We start from the raw sequence: 21349 nt of genomic DNA, 5'->3' as shown, positions 1-21349 counted from the left end.
AGGTTATCTAACATGATAACAGTCATCCGGTTGACTGATTCCCCTCATTTCCGGCCAAATAGCATGGGTTTAAACTTGTATCATAAAATCTATTACCATGCAGATCTATATAAGCGAAGACGCTACAATCAACAATATCCAGAACGATTTTAAGGAGGCATTTCCCTACCTGAAACTGGAGTTCTACTGGCAGCCGCATGAAGCAGGCGAGGCGTCCCCGGCCTGGGAAAAGATCCCGTCTGCAACACCGATAGAGGATATCCGGATGGTGCACAGTTTCGGCTGGATAGATATCAGCCCAAACCGTACTGCGGTAGACCTGGAACATGACTTTCGCCATGAATTTGGCCTTAATGTGCAGATAATGCGTAAATCCGGTGATCTGTGGCTGGAAACCACCAAAACTGATAACTGGTCCCTTAAGGAACTCAACGAGGAAGGGAAAATGGCGGAAAAGCATATTTTTTTTTACCCGGAAGAACCTGCCGAATAAGCGGTTAAGCTCCCTAAAATCTTGTATATGGAATCCTTTATTAAACAATTCACAGATATACGGCTGTCCGACGTGCCCACAGTAGGCGGAAAAAATGCCTCCCTCGGCGAGGTGATCGCCTCATTATCTGGTGAGGGTATCAGGGTGCCCGATGGTTTTGCAACTACCGCCTTGGCATTCCGGGCTTACCTTGATCATAATAAATTAGGGAAACACCTGGATCAACTGATGCAGCAGCTGGACCGTGAACATTTCTCCAACCTGCAGCAAACCGGGGCCGCTGCCCGTAAGCTGATCCTGGACGGAACAATGCCAGTCGCACTCGCTGAAAGTATTGTAAAAGCCTATAAGGCCATGAGAGGAGGGATGCCTGCCGCAGTTGCCGTTCGCAGCAGTGCCACAGCAGAAGATATGCCGCAGGCCAGTTTTGCCGGTCAGCATGAGTCCTACCTGAACATAACAGGGGAAGAAGCCCTGTTGGATGCCGTACGACGGTGTTTCGCGTCGCTATATACTGACAGAGCCATCAAGTACCGTGAAGATAACGGTTTTGAGCACGGCAAAGTGGCCCTGGCCGTTGGCATACAGAAGATGGTCCGCTCGGACTTCGGATGCTCTGGCGTAGGGTTTACATTGGAGCCTGAATCCGGTTTCAGGGATGTGATCCTCCTTACCGGTGTATACGGCCTGGGAGAAACGATTGTTCAAGGTACAGTCGTACCCGATGAATTCTACATCTTTAAACCAACACTTCTCCAAGGAAAGCAGGCCATTATCCAAAAGAAACTTGGAGATAAGGCCAATATGCTTGTCTACTCAAGCAATAATAACGGGGGAGATAGCACTGTCACCCTTGCCACACCTTCCAATAAACGGGAACATTTTGTGCTCAGCGATCCGGAGATCATGGAACTGGCCCGCTGGGCAATGGTCATTGAGCAACATTATCAACGGCCCATGGATATTGAATGGGCAAAAGACGGGCTTACAGGAGACCTCTTCATCGTCCAGGCCCGGCCTGAAACAGTACATTCCCGTAAAAACATAGATGACAGCAAGGAATACAAACTACTCCAGAAGGGAACATGCTTGGTAAAGGGAGAGGCCATTGGCAATAAGGTGGCCACCGGCATCGCCAGGGTACTGCAGTCCCCGGCAGAAGCAGACAGCCTGCAGGACGGTGAGATCATTGTGACTAATACTACCAGTCCTGATTGGGACCCGGTACTTAAAAGAGCAGGCGCTATTGTTACCAATACCGGCGGGCGCACCAGCCACGCTTCCATTGTGGCCAGGGAGTTAGGTGTTCCGGCTATCGTGGGTACGATGAATGCAACTACCAGTATTAAGAACGGACAAGCCGTCACCATCTCCTGTTGCGAAGGTAAAACCGGCTATGTATATGACGGTACACTCAAATTTGAAGAGAAACTGATTGATGCGGGCAGCCTGCTTAAACCGCAGGGAACGGAAGTAAAGCTCATTATCAGTGACCCGGACAGGGCATTCCGTCTTGCTGCCTATCCCAATGACGGCGTAGGTTTATTGCGCATGGAGTTCATTATTACACATGCCATCCGCATTCATCCGATGGCACTGGTACGTTTTGATCAATTAACGGATGCATCGGTACGCGAACAGATCAGCGCGCTGACTAGCCAGTACCCTGACAAGAAGCAGTTCTTTATTGACAGGCTTTCACAGGGTATTGCCACCATTGCCGCCGCCTTTTACCCAAAGGAAGTGATCGTGAGGATGAGCGACTTCAAAACCAATGAATATGCACAGCTGATTGGCGGTAAAGACTTTGAACCGAAGGAAGAAAATCCCATGCTGGGCTTCCGTGGCGCTTCCCGTTATTACAACCCATTGTATAAGGAAGGCTTCGGGCTTGAATGTGCAGCCATCAAAAGAGTAAGAACAGAAATGGGCCTGAGGAACGTAAAGACGATGATACCTTTCTGCCGTACGGTGGAGGAAGGCCGCAAAGTATTGGAAGTAATGTCCGGATTTGGTCTTCAGCAGGGAATAGATGGGCTGGAAGTTTATGTAATGGCCGAACTGCCATCCAATGTGCTGCAGGCGGCGCTGTTTGCTGATGTCTTTGACGGCTTCTCTATTGGCTCCAATGATCTGACCCAGCTTACCCTTGGAATAGACCGGGATTCAGCGTTGGTGGCAAATCTCTTCAATGAAGAAGATCCCGCAGCCCGGCAGATGATAGCCATGATGATTGGTGCCGCAAAAAAGGCAGGCGTCCAGGTAGGGCTCTGCGGCCAGGCGCCCAGCGATCTTCCGGATTTTGCATCATTCCTGGTGGAACAGGGAATTAACAGTATATCTTTTAATCCTGATGCATTGCTCAGTGGAATTACGAATATTCGCCTCGCAGAAGAAAAGATGAATATGGATAATCTGCCTGTACCAGTGTTAATATAAGCCCCGATAGCAAGATGGATAAGGTGGTTAACATATCGGCTCCGGCAGATCGCACTGGTTTGAGTGAGGATGAAGTAACTCATCTGCAACAGCAGTATGGCCGGAATATTTTTCAGGCAACGCAATCCAGGGGATTTTTTACCGTACTTGTTAGCATCATCAGGGAACCTATGTTCCTTTTATTGCTCGCATCATGTGTTTTCTATTTCATACTCGGCGAGAGCAGTGAAGGATATCTGATGTTCACCGCCATTCTGATGATAACAGCAATATCGCTTTATCAGGAGGTGAAAAGTTCACGGGCGCTGGAAGCATTACGCCAATATACTGCGCCCGCAACCACGGTAATTCGTAACGGCATGGAAAGAATGATCGATGCAGAAGATCTTGTGCCAGGCGATATTGTACTACTGCGCGAAGGCGAGCTCATACCGGCGGATGGCATCATCCTGTCGGCAAATGATCTTAGCGTTAACGAATCATTGATAACCGGAGAATCGCTTCCGGTGGAAAAAGATGCGACGACCACTGCTAATTTGCTGTTCCAGGGCACAACCATTAATACAGGCAGCTGTATTATGAAGGTGCTGGCCACGGGCAACAAAACCGGCTTGGGAAAACTGGGGACTGCCATCGGCGCACCTGATATGCCTAAAACCCTGTTGCAACGGCAGGTTGACCGTACCGTACGCAGGCTGGCCCTGTTTGGCACAATTGGTTTTGTACTGATCTGCGTATTTAATTTTCTGAAAAGCCACGATATAGCCGGCAGCATTCTCCTAGCGCTTACCCTGGCCATGGCCGCTATCCCTGAAGAAATACCAGTAGCCTTTTCCTCTTTTATGGCGCTCGGCGCCTTCTATATGTCCCGTAAAGGCATTATTTCGCGTAATCCGCAGGTCATAGAGTACCTTGGCGCTGTCAGCGTGGTATGTTTGGATAAAACAGGAACCATAACGGCGAACAGGATGAAAGTGGTGATGGTATACGACCATCGCTCCGGCCTGCTTACTGACCTGGAACGGGAGCAGGTACCCGCGGGTTCATCCCTGCTGCGCTACGCAGCCCTTGCAAGCGAGCCCCAGCCATTCGACAATATGGAGAAAGCTATTTTGCAGGCCCTCTCGGAAGAGGATCCGCAAAAGCCTCCCTTACCCACGATGATACATGAATACCCATTGCAGGGCCGTCCTCCCATGATGACGCATGTTTACCCTTATGACGGCGCTCTGATGGCAACGGCCAAGGGCGGTCCGGAAAGGATCATGACAGTTTGCCGGTTGAATGGTCCCCTCAGGGAAAAACTGAACAGGTATGTCGATGAGATGGCTTCCAAAGGATACCGGGTGCTGGGTGTCGCGAGCGCCATACATACAACCGGCGCATTACCGCCTGAACAAGACCTTTTCAACTGGCGGTTCGAAGGTTTTGTAAGCCTGTATGATCCACCCAGGCATAATGCCGCTGCGGTGATTCAACGCCTGCATAATGCCGGGATAAATGTAAAGCTCCTCACCGGCGACTATCCCGGGACAGCTGCACACATTGCGGAAAAGACGGGGATCCCTAACCCAGGGCAGATTGTTACAGGCGCTGAGATCATGGAACTATCGGGCAGCGGCTTGCTGGAGACGATAAAAGGGTCGAACGTATTTGCGCGTATGTTCCCTGAAGCAAAACAAAAGGTGATTGATGCGCTGAAGAGAGATAATGAAACCGTTGCGATGACAGGCGATGGCGTCAATGATGGCCCTGCCCTGAAAGCAGCCCACATTGGCATCGCCATGGGCAAAAGGGGAACGGATATAGCCCGCCTGGCGGCAGACCTGGTGATTACTGACGATGAACTGGAAATGATCCCGGAAGCTGTTATGCAGGGAAGGAAGATCTACAGCAATCTGAAAAAAGCAATCCGGTATATCATTTCCATTCATATTCCCATCATATTTACTGCTGGTCTTCCACTGATACTGGGCTGGAAATATCCGGTCATTTTCACCCCTGTGCATATCATCTTCCTGGAACTGATCATGGGCCCAACCTGTTCCATATTTTTTGAACGTGAACCGGTTGAAACAAGCTTAATGGGACCTGATTCAAGCAGGCTTGAGCGGGGACTTTTCAGGGCCGATGAGCTCCTGGTAACGATTATACAGGGGCTAATGATAACTGCGGGCCTGCTCTGGCTTTATCATAGCTATATGCAGCAGCATACACTCGAGCTGACCCGAACAATAGTGTTCATCACACTGATCATTAGTAATATATTGCTCACTTTCGTGGACCGCTCTTTCACCGTCAATATTGCTCACACTATGCGCTACAAAAATAACCTCGCCCCAGTTGTAATAATGATCTCCCTGTTATTCCTTTTTGCAATTCAGCTGCTGCCAGCGCTTAGAGCTATTTTTGGCCTGGTGCTGCTTGGCCTGCCTGATCTTCTGCTATGCACCGCGACTGCGCTGCTAAGCGTAGGCTGGTTTGAAGCATATAAAACTGGGCGGTCTTACTTCTTCTCGTAGCGCCCGGTTTTTTCGTTTAACCTGATACGGTATACAACAGGCCGGGGGTGATGATCGGGTTCGTGCGCATCTTCCACCGCCTTGCGCATTTCGTCTACGCCGGCGGTCTCGCTCACCTGCCTATGTATTAAATGGCCCACCAGGTATTTCATGGCATAGTACCGCTCCCGCGGGTCCGTTACTTCTTCGTAATCTCCCCAGGCAATCACACTGCGCCAGTTGGCGTAGTCGTCTATCTCATCCACTTGGAAACATACATGCGGATGCGTCCGCATCATGCTGATCTTCATGCCTTCCCTGGAGTGTGCGATCACGTAATTGCCATTAAAGGCATAGCTGACAGGAACCACGTATACCTTTTCTCCATCAGTACAGCCGATGCGGCCGGTTACATTGGCAGCCAGCACCGCATCGATTTGGTCTGTATTTAATTTGCCCAACATATGCTATCGTTTATTTTGTTATCAGATCCACATTACCAGCGGGAAATCCTGCCGTGAGGAAGCAGCGGGTGTTTGGCAAATACCCGGAATGTATAGGTATAGCTGCCGGTAAGTGTTAATTGCGTCTCGCATTCAATAGCAGCTCTTTTTTCAGGACAGCGTTCCCAAACCTATACGTCCATTGTGGCGCGGGACAGGCAACATATTCAGTGATATACCGGTAACCTCCGGGATAAAATGTGTCCTTATAGTGATGAGTGCTTAGCCGCCAGGCAGTTCCCCCGCCGATCACTTTTTCATCCAGTGAGGACAGGAGCACATGGTCGTCATCGGAATTCACGGCTGATAGCCTTCTCCGGAGCAGACATGATGTCGCTTCGAAAACGTATTATCTGGCTGGTTTCCATATAATAGGCTTTTAAGGGGCAATGATCAGTTCATCCTTTACTTCTATTACGCCCGGAGTTGCCCATACAGCCCGTTGTACTTCCTTCCGTTCAGCCCAGGAGCGTACTTTACCTTTCAGCACGATCCTTCCACCATCTGTTGAAATGTTAATACTGTCTGCTTCAATATCCGCACTGCGCTCCAGCACCTTTTTGATGACATCCTTTACAATAACAGGAGTAATATTAGGCCGGACAGTGATTCGGATAATGACGCCATGAACCCCGATAAGATCACTCACAGCACTGTAGGCGGATTCTTTCTGGAACTGCCATTCCACCTCTCCCTCCATAGTGATCCATCCGCCATCCACTTTCAGCCTGATCCTGTCCTCCGGCACAAAACTGCTCCATTTCAGTGCATTCAGTGCTGCGGCCGCAAGATCTGTATCTGAGCACCGCTGCCCATCAGGAAGACTGATGGCCAGATCGATGGCCACCGCCCGGACGTCTTTCACTCTCTTGGCGGCATTTTCCGCAGCCAGCCGTTGACTGTAATTGTCTACATAGCCCATGAGGGTGACGATCCCCTCTGTCACTGCAACGCCGATTTCAGCTGAATTCAGGATCGGGTCCCATTTCAGCTCATCCATCACGTTCTTTTGTATTTCAGAATCTGTATGCATAAAACAACTTTTTTAAAGATGGTAGGAAAGTATGCTGTGAACAAAGGTATCTTCACCCGGGTACCATCCGAATGACAGCTGTTATCCCGCCAACTGATCTTTATCATTTCCACCTGCTATGGTGCGGAGTAGTTTTGAAGCTAAAATAATAACTATGAAAAAGCTGGTCTTTCACTCCGCCATATTATTCCTGGTATATAACTTGTCTTTGCCCTTTTGTTTCGCCCAGGAGAAAGTGATGAATATCATTGCCGGCCGGCCGGCCTTCACAACGTTTGAAGAAAAACAGGCAGTGGCCATCGACAAAAAAGGTGCGGCGCCTTCAATGAAAGCGCCCGCTGCAAATATTAGTTTTCGTTATGCGGCAGGTAAAGCGCTTCCTGGAGTAGTGCATATATTATCAACTTATCGCCCCGGTTTCAGGGGTGATCTGTTATATCCTTATTCACGGTTCTACCCGGACAATATATGGCCTAATTCTCTGCATCATGCTACTGATAGCGATAAAGGAAGCGCGTCAGGCGTGCTGCTCAGCAATGACGGTTATATTGTTACCAATTGTCATGTTGTAAAAGGCGCCAAAGATATTGAGGTGATCCTGTACAGCCAGCTCTCCTACAAAGCGCGGGTAATCGGCATCGACTCCCTTACAGACCTGGCACTGATAAAAATAGATGAAAAGGATCTGCCTTTTGTCACTTTTGGCGCTGCTGATTCAGTGTCAGTAGGCGATTGGGTACTGGCTATCGGTAATCCATTTAATCTGGCTTCCACAGTAACAGCCGGTATTGTAAGCGCAAAGTCAAGATCGGTCAATACCCTGGAAGAAAAAGGCGGGCTTCATTCATTTATACAGACGGATGCTGTAATGAATGATGGCTGTAGTGGTGGGGCACTGGTAGATGTGAATGGAAAGCTGGTAGGTATCAATACCGGTATCATTACACCCACAGGTGAATTCACGGGATACGCGTTTTCAATTCCTGTAGAAATAGTAAAAAAGGTTTGCAATGATTTGCTACGATATGGCATTGCACATAGAGCCTATATGGGTGTTTTTCTGAAAGATGTGGAAGACATGCACGGCGTACAGGTGGATAGCCTGCTGCACGGCGGACCAGCTGCCAAAGCCGGCATCAGGGCAGGAGATAGGATCGTTGCGGTGGAAAGCCGCCGGATCGAAGTAGAAGCTACCTTTAATGAAATAATGCTCACGCGGCGCCCTGGTGACCAGGTAACAGTAACTGTTGTGCGTAAGAATAAAGAGCTCGATCTGAAAGTGATATTAGACGGTTGCGAGGAGACTGTCGAAAAAATGAACCTGGGGAATGATTACCTGCTGAATGTGCTGGGTATTGAGGTAAAAGACCTCGACAGCAATGAGACAGCGCTGCTGAACATTAAAGGCGGCGGGGTAAGGGTGATCAAGGTACGGAATGGCAAGATATTCCGTTCAACGAGTATAGAACCTGGTTTTGTGATCCTGGAGTTAAATGGGCGGCCGGTAGGGTCGAGGGTGGAGTTGCTGGAGGTACTGAAAGGTCTGAAAGGCCGGGTAATGATAGCAGGTATATATGATGATTATCCACAGGCGCTGTATTATGCAGCATTTGACCTTTAATAGTAACAGAACATAAAAAAGGCCGGGCAGTTACCATGCTGCCCGGCCTTTCCTTTTTGATAAGATCCGGTTAAGATCAGTAATGGGTGATGAAGAGTGGGTAAGTCAATGTTCTCTATCAACAGGTCAGCATGACTGTGCCGGAAAAACCTGGATACCATATTCCTGCCATATGCGCCCATTACCACCATACAATATTTCTTTTTAAGCAGGTAGCTGATCAGCTCATCTTCCGGCTTACCTTCCAATGTAACGTAGTCTGAATAGCTGAAATGCCGGCTTAACCATGCGCAGGCACGTCTTTTTTCATCAGCCGGGAGCTCGTCACTCTTCCTGACCTGGACGATGGTGCCTCTGGTATCGCTTAGCTCAGGTAAAAGATAGGTGAACTGCTTCATGGCAAATAAGGCAGAGGGACTACCATCATAACAAAATACGATTTCATCAATAGCAGTATTAACAGATGGCGCGATCATGACGGGACATTGGGCGCCTGCCAGCAGTTCCTTTACAAAGGGGCTAGGCGCCTCCAGGCTGTTCGCCATATAAGATGCAGCTGCATCTACCACTATCAGGTCGGCAAAGCGGCTTTCTGCTATAAGCCCTTCCAGAACAGGCTCCTCCATGTAGTGTACGGATGCCGGAATACCTTTCTGATCGCAGGTAGACTGGAATAAGCGAATATGCTCCTCCATCTTTTTATGTTTTATGCCATAGTCAGGTATGTCGGTCGACAGGATCGTTTCCACATAAGGCATGCCATATACTGTTTTCATGCTGGGACGCGCAGCATACTGGCTGCTTTCAAAAAAGTATCCCGCCAGTTTAGACCGGCTCATCCCGGATAAGTGGCAGGCAAATTCCAGCGCGTTCGCTGCAGGTGCAGACCCGATCACAACTAATAATATCTTTTCCATAATTGCGGGTTTTTTCCAAATATACCCCTGCAGAGTTGTTTCGCTCAATGACAGCTGTCAGTTCCGGGAATGATTTGGGCCGAACCGCTTCAGTTGATAATAATCATTTGCTGACTTGAGCATGGTCATTCGGCTATCCTTTGATAGGGCCTAATTTAGCGTTAAATAAAATTATTAAACAAAAAAAAGGAGGTTATTATGGCATCTCAAGCATTAACCAAATCCGGTACGTTGTTTCCATCTTTTTTTGAAGACTTTTTTAAGCCCTGGAGAGAATGGGCGCAGGATTTTAATGGCGGTCGTTCTTTTGCCGCTCTGACTGTTCCTGCAGTGAACGTCAGCGAAGATAAAGACGCTTATCGTATGTCTTTGGCGGCGCCTGGTATGAAGAAAGGCGATTTCAAGATCGACCTGGATGGTAATGTGCTTACCATTAGCGCTGAAACAGAGGAAAAGAAAGAAGAAAAAAACGAGAAATTCAGCCGCCAGGAATATAACTACAGCAGTTTCTCCCGCAGCTTTAGCCTTCCTGAGGCAGTAAGTAAGGACAAGATCGAAGCTCAATACGAAGATGGTGTCCTGAAACTGAAACTGCCTAAGAAAGAAGAAGCTAAAAAGGCAGAGACCAGCATGCACATTGATGTGAAATAAAATTAATTGGGTTGTGCGCTGAAAAGCCCTGTCTAATTTAAACGGGCAGGGCTTTCACTATTAAAAACCAATTTTATGGAAAAAATATTATTTGTTACAGATGCGGTAAAACTCAACATGCAGCACCTGGATTTTGCATGTTTTCTTGCCAATCTTACCCATTCAAGGCTCATTGGCGTTTTCCTGGAGAACATGGAAAATGAAGTGCGCTCAAAGGAAACGCTGCAGCAGCTCGCGGTATCAACAGCAATGCCGGATGCTTCGGTTCGGACGATAAAAGAAAACTACTGCGAACAGCAGATCAAAACATTCAAAGAGGGCTGCGAAAGGAGAGGGGTGAATTGCCATATTCACCGCGACCGTGGAATGCCCGCTGCCGAAGTGGTAAGTGAAAGCAGGTATGCAGACCTTATAGTGATAGACCCGTCTATCACATTTGGCGATCAGCGGGAAAACATTCCCACCGGTTTTGTGAAGGAAGTGCTGAGAGGCGCGGAATGTCCGGTGATAATTGCCCCCGATGCCTTTGAAGGTATAGACCGGGTCATCTTCACCTTCGATCATTCCCGCTCTTCCGTATTTGCTATTAAAGAGTTCACTCATCTGTTTCCCGAATTGCGTGACCGTAAGGCGGTGATATTGAATATTACAAAGCCCGGTGATACCGCTATGGAAGACAAGTATAAGCTAAAGGAATGGCTAAGAGCACATTACAACGACATTGACCTGGTGGTGCTGGAAGACAAGCATCTCAGGGCGGGCTTGCTCGAATACCTGCTGACGCAGAAGAACGGGTTGATCGTAATGGGCGCTTTTGGAAGAGGGCAGCTGTCCGGTTTCTTTGCGCCCAGTCATGCCACACCTGTGGTAAGACTGATCAGCCAACCTGTCTTTATTGCTCACTATTAATAAGCAGATCATGAAAAAGTTATTGATTATACTGCTAATGCTCCCGGTATTGGCAATAGGCCAGCAATTCAGATATGGATCTGAGGTGACTATAGATAAACCAGTGGATGGCGACCTCTATATCACCGCTGGTAAAATTACGATTAATGCCCCGGTACACGGGGACTTGGTCCTGGCGGGCGGTACTGTCACCATTAATGATTCCGTCACCAACGATATCCTGGTAGCAGGAGGAACGATCACCTTTAGAGGTTTCGTGGGCGATGATATCCGTTGCGCAGGGGGAAGGCTTCTGCTTGAGAAAGATGTTAGCGGAGACCTGTTAATCACAGGAGGCGATGTACAGATAGCCAGGACGGCTGTTATATCCGGCAGCCTGCTGGCTGGTGGTGGCGAGGTACTGATGAATGGTATTGTCAAAGGTTATGTAAAATCCGGAGCCGGAAAATTGAAAATCAATGGTACTATTGGGCAGGACCTTGATGTAAAAGGAGGAGACCTGGCCATCAACGGTGCTGTAAATGGACATACCACCCTCGCTGCACAAAAGATCCTGATTGGCCCCGACGCCGCCTTCATGCAGGAGGTAAGATACTGGGACCGGGATGGCAAAGCGAATTTCGGTCAATCCGTTAAGAACGGGAGGGCTGTTTATGATCAGTCTCTGAGAATAGCAGGCCCCCGATGGCAATACCTTGGTTTTGCTTCATTTCTTGCATTATTATGGTATCTGTCAGCAGTATTGATCTTTATACTGGTGATCCGGTATCTGTTCGGTAACCTGCTGCAGAGGTCCGGAGAGACCCTCGCTGGTAATATTCCCCGGCACATTGGATATGGATTGCTGTTCCTCGTGCTCGCACCTATTGCAATTGCGGTGGTTTGTGCGACTATCATCGGACTGCCATTGGGCTTACTGGCAATGGTCCTGTACTTTATCATTGTCATGCTGTCTCTTATTATATCATCCATAGTGATCACCAACTGGTACAATATCCGGTACGGGAGAAGATGGAGCTTCCGTAATCAGGTCTGGGCCAGCCTGGTCGTATTTATTATCCTGAAACTGGTATCCCTGGTGCCTTTGATGGGCTGGATAGTGGTGTGGCTGACAGTAGGTATGGTGTTCGGGTCAGTGATTCACAATATAAAATGGCGGCCGTATACAATGCAACATAAGCCATTTGCAGCATGACCCCTAAATAGCTGCATATGAAAAAAGCATTGAAAATATTTACTGTAAAGGGCACAGGCGTTTATCTTCACTGGACCTTTATTTTCCTCATAGCGTGGATGCTCATCTTACAGGCCATTAACAGGGATTCCCTATTGCAGGCTTTATGGTCCTTCTTTTCCGTTGTAGCTATATTCGCCTGTGTGATATTGCACGAGCTTGGGCATGCGCTCGTAGCCGCCCGCTATGGCATCCGTACGAAAGATATCACCCTTTGGCCAATAGGAGGACTGGCCAGCATGGAAAAAATACCAGAGAAACCACAGCAGGAAATTGCCATCAGTGTGGCGGGTCCTGTGGTCAACTTGGTGATTGCATTATTGATCGTGCCTTTCCTGGATACCTATGCTCCGTTCTGGAAAGCCTCGTCTGTGATCAGTAATGTGCAGCCTTCAAACTTCCTTTATTACCTGCACACCGTCAATATTGTACTTGCGCTCTTTAACCTGATCCCGGCCTTTCCGATGGATGGTGGCAGGGTATTGCGGGGGATCCTCGGCCTGTTCTCCAGCTATGACAGATCTACAGGAATGGCTGTCCTCACTGGCCGTATAATAGCAGGTTTTTTTATCCTGGCAGGCCTGGTCTCATTTAACCTGGTCCTGGCGGTGATTGGCGTATTCATCATGGTCGCCGGCTCGGCTGAGGAGCAGTTCGTGTACCTGAGAGCAGCAGCGGGTGGACTACGGTTAGAAGAACTGGTTAACCGCGATTTTGCACAGCTGGATGCCAATCTTTCCGTTAGGGAAGCGGCCGTACGGTTGCTGGAATGTCACAATAAATATTTTGTATTAACGTCAGGAGAGGCGCCGTATGGAGTAGTAGACCGTAATGTGATCCTCAATGCAGTCGCAGCAGACCGCCTTGATGAGCGGATCAGCCGCCTGATCGCCCCTGCGTCTCTTTGTCTGACCGAAGATAGTCTTGCAGTTGATGCGATCGACAAGCTTTTGCAGAAGGGCCCGGCCGTATATCCTGTAACCGATGGACATCAGCTGACCGGTATCGTGAATCTCGATAGTATAGTGGAGCACCTGCTGATCCGCAATATTAATATTAAACGATTTCCCGGCGCAGTAACTATTGCCAGGCTCTTACACTAAGGGGTGGCGTTTCCAAAATTTCCTGTTGTAGATCGCCGCCAGGCTTTCCTGCTGCCCTTTCATAATCAATACGATGCATGCTGCTGCAAGAACAACCGTGCAGGGAAATGCAGATCCTGCTCCCAGCGGGGCAATGGCAAGCAAAAAGATGGCAGCCCCGGCCAGCGCTGCTCTTAAAAGTGTTCCTCTGCCAGCAATACAGATGCCTATTGCCAGCTGCGCTATCGCAATCGTCAGGATAAAGTTGCTGGTATGCCGGCTGAAAGCTCCCCTGATAAATGTCTCATAGGCTGGTAATGCCGCAAGATCGGCATAAACCATATATCTTTCCGGATGTGCGATCGCTGTGTAACCATTGAAGCACGCAGCGCCGATGAACAGGATGCTGATCAGCGTCCTGGCGGTAACCGGCCGTTTAAGCGCAAGAAGAAGCAGTAAGAGGCTTATTGCATTTGAAAGAACGGATTCCGGTGAAAATATGTTCCCTCGCATATGATTTGAATTTAGTATTAATAACAACAAATATAGCCCGGCGCCACTGGCTGAGGAATGACGGTCATTGGACATTTCTTTGACCATAATCATGTGCGGTTCTGAGTTTTGTCATTCGGGCCCCGTTTACGCGTCGGTAAATTAGCAGTATAAAACCCAGCATTATGAAAAAAATAATTGCCGCTATTGACGCCATTCACTTTTCCGAAGAACAGATCGAAAGCTTTGTGTATATAGCCAGGGAAGCCCAGGGCAAGCTCACTGTTGTAATATTGGAAAACCTGGTAGCCCAGAACATGCCCATCGCCAGTGTGTCCACCTTCCAGTATGAACAAATGGTGAGGGAGACACTGGAAGAGCAGGATCATCTCAGGAAAGAGAACGTTGAAAGGATCTACCGCGCCTGTAATAGCTATAGTGATGATATCCACATCCAGGAAACGGTAAGCGCGCCCTTGCAGGAAGTACTTGCTGCCAGCAGGTTTGCAGATCTTTTGTTGATCAATAACAATACCTCCTTTGCTTTCCTCTATGAAAGCAATCCTCCCCATTTTGTGAAAGATGTGCTGGCGCAGGCCGAGTGCCCGGTAATGGTTTTACCGGACAACACGCCCCGCCTCAGGGAGCTTATATTCTCTTATAATGGAACGTTTTCCTCCATGTATGCCATCCGGCAGTTCACCCAGCTATTCCCGGGATACTCCGATATGCCCGCGAATGTGGTGTACGTGGCTGAAGGCGGCAAGACATCCATGCCCCATGAGAATATGCTGAAAGACTATATGGAACATCACTACGATGAAGTAAAATATACTGTATTGAACGGTGAACCGGTGCCTGAATTCATGGCGATGCTGATCCACCGCAACGATTGTATCGTTACTTACGGAGCTTATGGCCGCAGCAGGCTATCCCGTTTTTTCCATCGGAGCGACGCCGAAAGTATCCTTCGTACAATCGATATACCTGTTTTTATCACGCATCCATAAAATAAACGCTATATGAAAGGGATAATCGTCTATAAAGGCAAATATGGCGCTACACGGCAATATGCCGTATGGCTTGGCAACGCATTGGAAGTTCCCGTGGTACCTGCGGGAGCCGAAAGTACTGCACAGCTGGCAGACGCAGATTTTGTGGTCCTCGGATCTAGCATTTATATCGGTAAGCTGCAGTTAAAAAAATGGATCCGCGAGAACCAGGATTTTCTATCCACCAGGAAAGTATATCTGTTCGTTGTGACGGGCACTCCCCTGGAAGAAAAGGAAAAGTTGATAGGGTATATAAAAGCCAATGTTCCTGAAGACGTCTGGAAAAAGTGTAAATACTTCTTCTTCCCCGGTAAACTTGAGTTTAATAAATTGTCCTGGGGAGACAAGCTGCTGCTGAAAATGGGTGCATGGCTGTCTAAAGGCTCTAAAAACGAGATCCCGCTTGTTGACTATAACAGGGTGGATCGTCAACATATAGAAAGCCTGGTTAAGGCCGTCAATTACCTGAAAGTAGGACAATAAGCTATGATCCTTACAATAACCATTAACCCCGCTCTCGACAAAAGTACCACCGTAGAGAAGATGATGCCCGAAAAGAAGTTGCGCTGTGCAGAGCCTTTGATGGAGGCTGGCGGCGGTGGTATTAACGTTAGTAAGGCCATCTGTGAGCTGGAAGGAGAGACCCTCGCCATTTTCCCGGCGGGAGGCGCGAATGGCGAATCACTGCAACATTTACTGTCTGCTGCTAATATACCTCATAAGGCAGTTCCGGTAGCTGCCGAAACAAGAGAGAATATAACCGTCACTGATCTGTCTGTAAACGCCCAGTACCGTTTTATAATGCCAGGCGGCGCATTAAACACCGCCGAGACGGACGCTTGCCTGGCGGAAATAAGCATGTTTCAGACGGCATCACAGGTGATAGTAGCCAGCGGAAGCCTGCCGCCCGGCGCACCGGAAAATTTTTTTGCACGACTGGCAAGGATAGCCAGGGATAAAAGGGCCAGATTGATTGTGGATACTTCTGGCGAGCCACTGCAAAAAGCCGCCAGAGAAGGTGTTTACCTGTTAAAGCCCAATCTGTCGGAGCTATGTAGCCTGGTCGACAGAGATTATTTGCAATTGGAGGAAGTGGCGGATGCTGCAAGGCGCGTGATCAGCCTTGGCTATTGCGAGATATTGGTGGCATCCATGGGACCAGCAGGGGCCTTACTGATCTCAAAAGACCAGGAAATACGGGTGCCCGCCCCTATCGTAAAGAAGCAGACCACTGTAGGGGCTGGCGACAGCATGGTAGCCGGTATAGCCTATATGCTGGAGCAGCAGCGGCCCCTCGCTGAAGTGATCCGTTTTGGAGTGGCATGCGGTACTGCCGCTACAATGAGCCGTGGAACCGCGCTCTTTAAGAAGCAAGATGCGCTGAGATTATACGATTGGTTGAAAACTGTATAAAGGTTATGATGAAGTTATTATCCCTGGCACTTATAGCTATCGGCTTCGCATTGGCGGTCAAAGCACAATCAGGTAAGCGTGTTGCCTGGCTCTCCTCCGCTAACCGCCGGGACCTGGAGGTACTGGCTGCTTATTTAAAGCAGGCGCCTTATCTGGGCTTGCGGGAAAATGATTACCAGGAGGCTTTCATCCGTTCCGTACTTAATAGTACATCCCCGCTTGCCACGGCTGCAGATACCATAGAAACAGAAGTATTGATCAATAACCTGGCTTTGCGGTTCTTCAGCGACGTAGCCTACGGCAGAATGATACACCCACCCGTAAAGTATAATGGTCCCCCCTATAATCCCGTATGCGATAGCCATTTAGCGGATAGCATGGTTATATATCTGTCTGCCGGCAGATTTTCCTCATTTCTCCAGGCAGTAGAGCCAGCTTTTCCCGGGTACCAGGCCATGAAAGATAAGATCGCCTTCTTCCTGCGCCGAACTGCAGACAGCAGCTTCCGGGATGTTGTGGTCGCCAGCGTTAAAGTTGACACTTCGAATAAACCACTGTTAAATAGACTACTCCAGTATGGCGTCCTGGATGGAAGTTCACCCGACACTATCAGGAGCGCGGATCTGCCGCAAAAGCTTGCCCTTGTCCAGCGCATGTTCAATCTGCTGCCCGATGGTACACTGCGCGGTAATGTGCTGAAAGCGCTGAATGTACCTTTTTTAGTCAGGATACATGAATTGGAACAGGCTTTGAACCAGCTGCGCTGGCTGAATTGTGCCCGGCAACGTTTTGCAATCGTGGTGGTGAACATACCATCCGGTAGCCTGGTGCTCTATCAGCAAGGCAAACCAACATTATACTCACGTGTAGTGGTAGGCAAAAGATCAACTCCTACTCCAACCCTTTGCAGCCGTATCAGCGAAGTGGTAGTGTACCCTTACTGGACAGTGCCCCATAAGATCGCTACCCGTGAGCTGCTGCCTCATATTAAACAGGATATTGGGTACTTAGATGCTAACGGGTTCGAAGTACTTGACCGTAGAGGAAGGATAGTAGATCCTGCGATGGTTAACTGGCAGTCACTGCAGCCCGGTAATTTTCCTTACGTGCTGAGACAAGGTACCGGCTGTGATAATTCACTGGGGATTGTGAAACTTGATTTTTACAGTCCTTATTCGGTATATCTGCATGATACACCATGGAAAAGCCTCTTTATGTTGAATCAGCGGTTTTTCAGCCATGGCTGCATAAGGGTGGAGGACGCCCTTACTTTGGCCCGTTTACTGCAGAAGGATAAGGCGGCAGAGATGGATTCCCTGATCGCAAAGGGATGGAAGCCCGGACAAAAACCGGTAAATATGCCACTTAATGATACGGTATATGTATTTGTTCTATACAATACAGCCTGGCCGGATGAGAATGGCAACTTGCGTTTTTACACGAATGAATATAATATATTGAACTAAGCCGCTCATATATATTTGGGATGCAGGTCAAGGAGGATCTCAGCCCGGCAGTTGATAACAGCCTTACTGGAATTGGCTACCAGTGAATTACTGATTGTTTTTTTGAGTGCCTGCTGTGCCTTTGCCCTGTATGCTTCTTTGGCAATGAATATCTTTGGATAGATATCGACCTCGGTAAACACATATTTCCCATTAGATAGTTCAATCTTGCCTCTTACTTCACAGATAAAATGCGACGTTTCAAACCCCAGCCGGCCCGCGAAATAAAGATAGGTGTTCATAAAACAACCAGCAATGGCGCTGATATAGAGATGCTCGGGGCTCCACTCTTTGCCCTCGCCACCAAAGACAGGAGGGGTTGCAATACGGATGGTATCTTTTACTTCATCCGATGTAACCAGGCTCCTTTTTTCTCCAGCCAGTCAAGCCGGATGTTGAAGCAAATCTGGTTATTTTTCTGGTTCTTAACGGAAGATGTGGTATTCATGACATTTGGTTTTTAATGATAATTATTTATGCGCAATAAAAACCGGGATAAGATGGTAGTTGAGTACCTTACCGGCGAAACTTTCTTTAAGTTCCTGTGAGAAAAATGAGCGCCCGAAAGAGCCGCTGATCAGCATGGGGGCAGGCAAACCGCTCAGCCAGCCTGCAAATTCGTCCCTTGAATGCAGTTCCAGATGCCGGATCTCCAGGTTGCTGAAATGTCTTGCCACCAATTCCTCTATATAGTCTTCTTCCGGTAATGCTTCTTCCCTGTCGCGGCTACCGCTTACGTAAACCAGCGTGGTAGGAAGATTGCATAGCCGAGGGAACAGGCAGGTGAACTGCCTGATGGCAAATACGGAGCTTCTGCTACCGTCGTAGGCGAGGACAAGCTGTTCCGGAAAGCTGAATGCCTCCGGTACAACAATTACCGGGCATTCTGTGTCATGCAGCACATCTGCAAGAAAAGTGCCGTTACCTCCAAAGAATTTTTCGCTTCCCAGTATCATCAGGTCCGTAAAGCGGGTCTCTTTCAGCAATTCATAGACCGCCAGCTGATGAAAGTGACGGTGGATCCTGTAATCTATGTCTGCCTTTTTACAGGCGGTTTCAAATTGCTGTATGTTTTCTGCCACCTTCTCTGAAACAGATGGCTCTACCGTTGGTATGTGCTGGGGTCCTTCTCCTGTTGCGTAGCTCCAGGAAGCCGAAAAATCAGTTTGCGGCAGGAAGGAACCGATAAGGAGGATAGGTTGCAGCTCATTCAGGCGCTGCGCAAATTTAAATGCGCCTCCGGATGCGTTTATGCCATCAAAGGCAAGCAGGATCTTATTCATGGTTAATACGTTATACAAACAAAGCTACAGCCCGGACCGGGCCCTGAGAATGACGGCGGGCACTCCTGTAAATGATCATTGTCAAAATATGTTTTGATAGTTGTCATTGTATTTGCCTGTTGATTTCGCCGACTTTTGTATTAAATACTGAAAAGTTATGGAACCTGCATTCACATACTCCGATTTGCAGAAAAGGTTTTGCGAAGGCTTCACCTTTTTTCCCTTCAGTGGCCTCGAACAGTCCGGCAGCAATATATTCAAGTGCTATACAAAGGAGAATAGCAAGCCTGTTCTTCCGGGGCTATATGGTGGTGACTGCGATTTTGAAAGCCTCCACGCCCGCATACTGCTGCTTAAGCTCATACAAAAGGATATCCCGGTAGCAGATCAGCTGTTGTTAAAGTTGAAAGCTGAAGCCGCAAGCCTGGAAGCATCTTTTCGTCGGGAGGGTAAAGTGCTGGCTGTCTCACGGCAATTGCTGGGCACAATGAATGCCTACCACCGCCTGCTGACAGTTTACCAGCGCCAGGTGCAGGAAGAGATGGCACGGCAACTGTCTGCGCTTTGTAGTAAGGAGGCAAATATGTTTTGTGAGACCGGCATTCTGGAGAGCATTAGGCATGCGAGAACAATGATAGAAGAGTTCCTGGGAACCACCGATGCCATGTATGACTGCCTGCTTGACAGTACACTTAAGGCGCCGCCTTTCCGGCAGATGGTACTTTCGCAAAACGACCTGGAAGAACTGCGTGACATCATGGGTATGATAGATGAATTCAGAGGCCTGCAGGAAAAGTCCATTTATGTCCTGGAACAATGGAAACAGGAGTATATCAGATATAGTCAGATAAAAACTATGAATTGACAATAATCATTTACTAAAAAATATGGGTATGAAAAAAGTAATTATCGCTTTTGATGACGGGCATTTCTCTAAGGGTGCATTTGAATTCGCCCGCAGGCTGAATGAACTGCAGCCGATCCTGCTTACCGCTGTTTTTTTGCCGAATGTAAATTATAATGCATTAACCTACGCATATGGAGGAACTATGCCGGTGGTACCCTTCATCGAGGAATATGATACGGAATTGGTAGATCAGCAGGCTAAAGAATTTGAAGAAGCTTGTGTACATCATCATATAGAATACAGGATCCATAAAGACAGGGAAGATTTTGCCCTGCCCGAGCTGAAGAAGGAGACACGTTTTGCTGATCTACTTCTGCTGGGCAGTGAAAAATTCTATGCCAACATTGGCACGGAAACTCCAAATGAGTACCTGCTCATGGCCCTGCATGAGGCTGAGTGCCCGGTGATCCTCGCACCTGAAAACTTCAGGTTTCCGCAAAGTAATGTCTTAGCCTATGATGGCAGCGATGATGCGGCTTTCGCTATTAAGAGCTTTTGCAGCCTGTTCCCGGAGCTGTGTGCTAATACCACGATATTAGTATACGCTTCAGGCAGTGACAAGCCGCAAATGCCAGATTTGGACTATGTCAAAGAACTATCCGCCCGGCATTTTACCGATTTGAGGTTGCATATACTGGAAGCGGACCCCAAAAAATATTTTGATACCTGGCTGAGCGACGTTACGGACCCCGTCCTGGTATGCGGATCTTTTGGCCGCTCCGGTATTTCCCAGCTATTCAGGCACAGCTTTATTTCAGAGGTGGTTAGTGATCACAGAATACCCGTCTTTATCGCTCATCGTTAGTGCGGTAAGGATACAGCAAAAGGGGCCGGTTTTGAAACCGGCCCCTTTTTAATAGTCCGTAATTAATGTTATCTGCTGATTTCGATGTAGCGCCCCGTTTTCAGTAAAAGCAACTTCGGCCTTCTTTTCTGGCACTATTCTCAAGATCTCATGTACAACATTGTGTTAGATGCGGTGGACTTGCTTTCTGCTATATATCCTCAATCGCTCGTAAGTGCTTATCTTACCTGTTTTCATATACTCCATGATCTTTTCAGCAATACTTTCACCGATCCCCTTCAGCTCATCCAGTTTATGGATATCGCCGGCATAGGCGCTGATGTCCTGGTGGAGGCTAGCCATCGTCCTGGAAGCAGTTTCGTAAGCAATAGCCTGGAAGCGTTGTTTGCCGCCCAGGTAACGGTAGCAATCTGCCATCCGGTGAAATATCCGGTGTAGCTCCGTATTCCGGTTTTTCTCTTAGTATATGGCTGTTTGCATGGTTGATGTTTTTCAACAAAGAACCGGCA

Annotated in this window: 21 protein-coding genes and 1 pseudogene; 14 read left to right on the top strand and 8 right to left on the bottom strand. The window is 48.3% G+C overall.

Features of this window, described 5'->3' with window-relative positions:
- Positions 1-97 precede the first annotated feature (97 nt).
- From ACR9Y8_RS03850 to ACR9Y8_RS03840, 3 genes are read left to right on the top strand one after another with little or no spacing between them, the layout of a single operon-like run.
- A complete protein-coding gene (locus tag ACR9Y8_RS03850; protein ID WP_481211913.1) occupies positions 98-493 on the top strand; it encodes a hypothetical protein in 396 nt (131 codons plus the stop codon).
- Positions 494-520: 27 nt separating this feature from the next.
- Positions 521-2932, top strand: a complete 2412-nt coding sequence (gene ppsA / locus ACR9Y8_RS03845) for a phosphoenolpyruvate synthase (RefSeq protein ID WP_481211912.1) — start codon at positions 521-523, stop codon at positions 2930-2932.
- Between the two features lie 14 nt (positions 2933-2946).
- A complete protein-coding gene (locus tag ACR9Y8_RS03840) occupies positions 2947-5454 on the top strand; it encodes a cation-translocating P-type ATPase (protein ID WP_481211911.1) in 2508 nt (835 codons plus the stop codon).
- Here the strand turns inward: ACR9Y8_RS03840 and ACR9Y8_RS03835 are convergent.
- From ACR9Y8_RS03835 to ACR9Y8_RS03825, 3 genes are all read right to left on the bottom strand, one after another.
- A complete protein-coding gene (locus ACR9Y8_RS03835; protein ID WP_481211910.1) occupies positions 5439-5897 on the bottom strand; it encodes a pyridoxamine 5'-phosphate oxidase family protein in 459 nt (152 codons plus the stop codon). The genes ACR9Y8_RS03840 and ACR9Y8_RS03835 overlap by 16 nt on opposite strands.
- Positions 5898-6012: 115 nt before the next feature.
- Entirely contained in the window at positions 6013-6237 is a 225-nt protein-coding gene (locus ACR9Y8_RS03830) for a glycogen debranching enzyme N-terminal domain-containing protein (protein ID WP_481211909.1), read from the bottom strand.
- A gap of 78 nt (positions 6238-6315) precedes the next feature.
- Positions 6316-6969: a BON domain-containing protein gene (locus tag ACR9Y8_RS03825; protein ID WP_481211908.1), complete on the bottom strand. Its 654-nt coding sequence runs from the start codon at positions 6967-6969 to the stop codon at positions 6316-6318.
- Between the two features lie 154 nt (positions 6970-7123).
- Between ACR9Y8_RS03825 and ACR9Y8_RS03820 the strand changes: the two genes are divergently transcribed.
- Positions 7124-8590 (top strand): trypsin-like peptidase domain-containing protein, encoded by a 1467-nt coding sequence (locus ACR9Y8_RS03820; protein WP_481211907.1) that lies wholly within the window; start codon positions 7124-7126, stop codon positions 8588-8590.
- Here ACR9Y8_RS03820 and ACR9Y8_RS03815 read toward each other — a convergent pair.
- On the bottom strand, positions 8587-9507 hold the full coding sequence (locus ACR9Y8_RS03815; protein WP_481211906.1) for a universal stress protein: 921 nt from the start codon (positions 9505-9507) through the stop codon (positions 8587-8589). The two genes, ACR9Y8_RS03820 and ACR9Y8_RS03815, sit on opposite strands and share 4 nt — an antisense overlap.
- 198 nt (positions 9508-9705) lie before the next feature.
- Between ACR9Y8_RS03815 and ACR9Y8_RS03810 the strand changes: the two genes are divergently transcribed.
- From ACR9Y8_RS03810 to ACR9Y8_RS03795, 4 genes are all read left to right on the top strand, one after another.
- A complete protein-coding gene (locus ACR9Y8_RS03810) occupies positions 9706-10158 on the top strand; it encodes an Hsp20/alpha crystallin family protein (RefSeq protein ID WP_481211905.1) in 453 nt (150 codons plus the stop codon).
- Positions 10159-10233: 75 nt separating this feature from the next.
- Positions 10234-11067, top strand: coding sequence for a hypothetical protein (locus ACR9Y8_RS03805; protein WP_481211904.1), 834 nt, complete (start codon positions 10234-10236; stop codon positions 11065-11067).
- Positions 11068-11077: 10 nt separating this feature from the next.
- On the top strand, positions 11078-12262 hold the full coding sequence (locus ACR9Y8_RS03800) for a hypothetical protein (RefSeq protein WP_481211903.1): 1185 nt from the start codon (positions 11078-11080) through the stop codon (positions 12260-12262).
- Positions 12263-12279: 17 nt separating this feature from the next.
- The gene (locus tag ACR9Y8_RS03795) at positions 12280-13404 is read left to right on the top strand and encodes a site-2 protease family protein (protein WP_481211902.1); all 1125 of its coding nucleotides are present in this window, start codon (positions 12280-12282) and stop codon (positions 13402-13404) included.
- Here the strand turns inward: ACR9Y8_RS03795 and ACR9Y8_RS03790 are convergent.
- On the bottom strand, positions 13396-13896 hold the full coding sequence (locus ACR9Y8_RS03790) for a hypothetical protein (protein WP_481211901.1): 501 nt from the start codon (positions 13894-13896) through the stop codon (positions 13396-13398). The genes ACR9Y8_RS03795 and ACR9Y8_RS03790 overlap by 9 nt on opposite strands.
- Before the next feature lie 164 nt (positions 13897-14060).
- On the opposite strand from ACR9Y8_RS03790, the gene ACR9Y8_RS03785 reads away from it, so the two are divergent.
- Genes ACR9Y8_RS03785 through ACR9Y8_RS03770 form a run of 4 tightly spaced genes read left to right on the top strand, consistent with a single transcriptional unit; the run spans position 14061 to position 17806 of the window.
- Entirely contained in the window at positions 14061-14885 is an 825-nt protein-coding gene (locus tag ACR9Y8_RS03785) for a hypothetical protein (protein WP_481211900.1), read from the top strand.
- A 12-nt stretch (positions 14886-14897) separates the two neighbouring features.
- Complete coding sequence (locus tag ACR9Y8_RS03780; RefSeq protein ID WP_481211899.1) at positions 14898-15410, top strand: flavodoxin domain-containing protein; 513 nt, start codon at positions 14898-14900, stop codon at positions 15408-15410.
- Positions 15411-15413: 3 nt separating this feature from the next.
- Positions 15414-16340, top strand: a complete 927-nt coding sequence (locus ACR9Y8_RS03775; RefSeq protein ID WP_481211898.1) for a 1-phosphofructokinase family hexose kinase — start codon at positions 15414-15416, stop codon at positions 16338-16340.
- Positions 16341-16345: 5 nt separating this feature from the next.
- Entirely contained in the window at positions 16346-17806 is a 1461-nt protein-coding gene (locus tag ACR9Y8_RS03770; RefSeq protein ID WP_481211897.1) for a L,D-transpeptidase family protein, read from the top strand.
- A 5-nt stretch (positions 17807-17811) separates the two neighbouring features.
- Here ACR9Y8_RS03770 and ACR9Y8_RS03765 read toward each other — a convergent pair whose 3' ends face one another.
- Complete coding sequence (locus ACR9Y8_RS03765; RefSeq protein ID WP_481216211.1) at positions 17812-18171, bottom strand: OsmC family protein; 360 nt, start codon at positions 18169-18171, stop codon at positions 17812-17814.
- A 144-nt stretch (positions 18172-18315) separates the two neighbouring features.
- Entirely contained in the window at positions 18316-19128 is an 813-nt protein-coding gene (locus ACR9Y8_RS03760; protein WP_481211896.1) for a hypothetical protein, read from the bottom strand.
- Positions 19129-19285: 157 nt separating this feature from the next.
- Here ACR9Y8_RS03760 and ACR9Y8_RS03755 point away from each other — a divergent pair, with 157 nt between their 5' ends.
- On the top strand, positions 19286-19993 hold the full coding sequence (locus ACR9Y8_RS03755; RefSeq protein ID WP_481211895.1) for a hypothetical protein: 708 nt from the start codon (positions 19286-19288) through the stop codon (positions 19991-19993).
- Positions 19994-20021: 28 nt separating this feature from the next.
- Positions 20022-20840: an adenine nucleotide alpha hydrolase family protein gene (locus ACR9Y8_RS03750; protein WP_481211894.1), complete on the top strand. Its 819-nt coding sequence runs from the start codon at positions 20022-20024 to the stop codon at positions 20838-20840.
- 165 nt (positions 20841-21005) lie between these two features.
- On the opposite strand, the pseudogene ACR9Y8_RS03745 reads toward ACR9Y8_RS03750, so the two are convergent.
- Positions 21006-21281: pseudogene (locus ACR9Y8_RS03745) on the bottom strand (hypothetical protein); the annotation flags it as partial.
- Positions 21282-21349 lie beyond the last annotated feature (68 nt).

The organism is Chitinophaga sp. SVR4-12A (assembly GCF_056754765.1).
The sequence above is the reverse complement of the archived record's forward strand: the minus strand, read 5'-3'. Positions and strand labels throughout refer to the sequence as shown.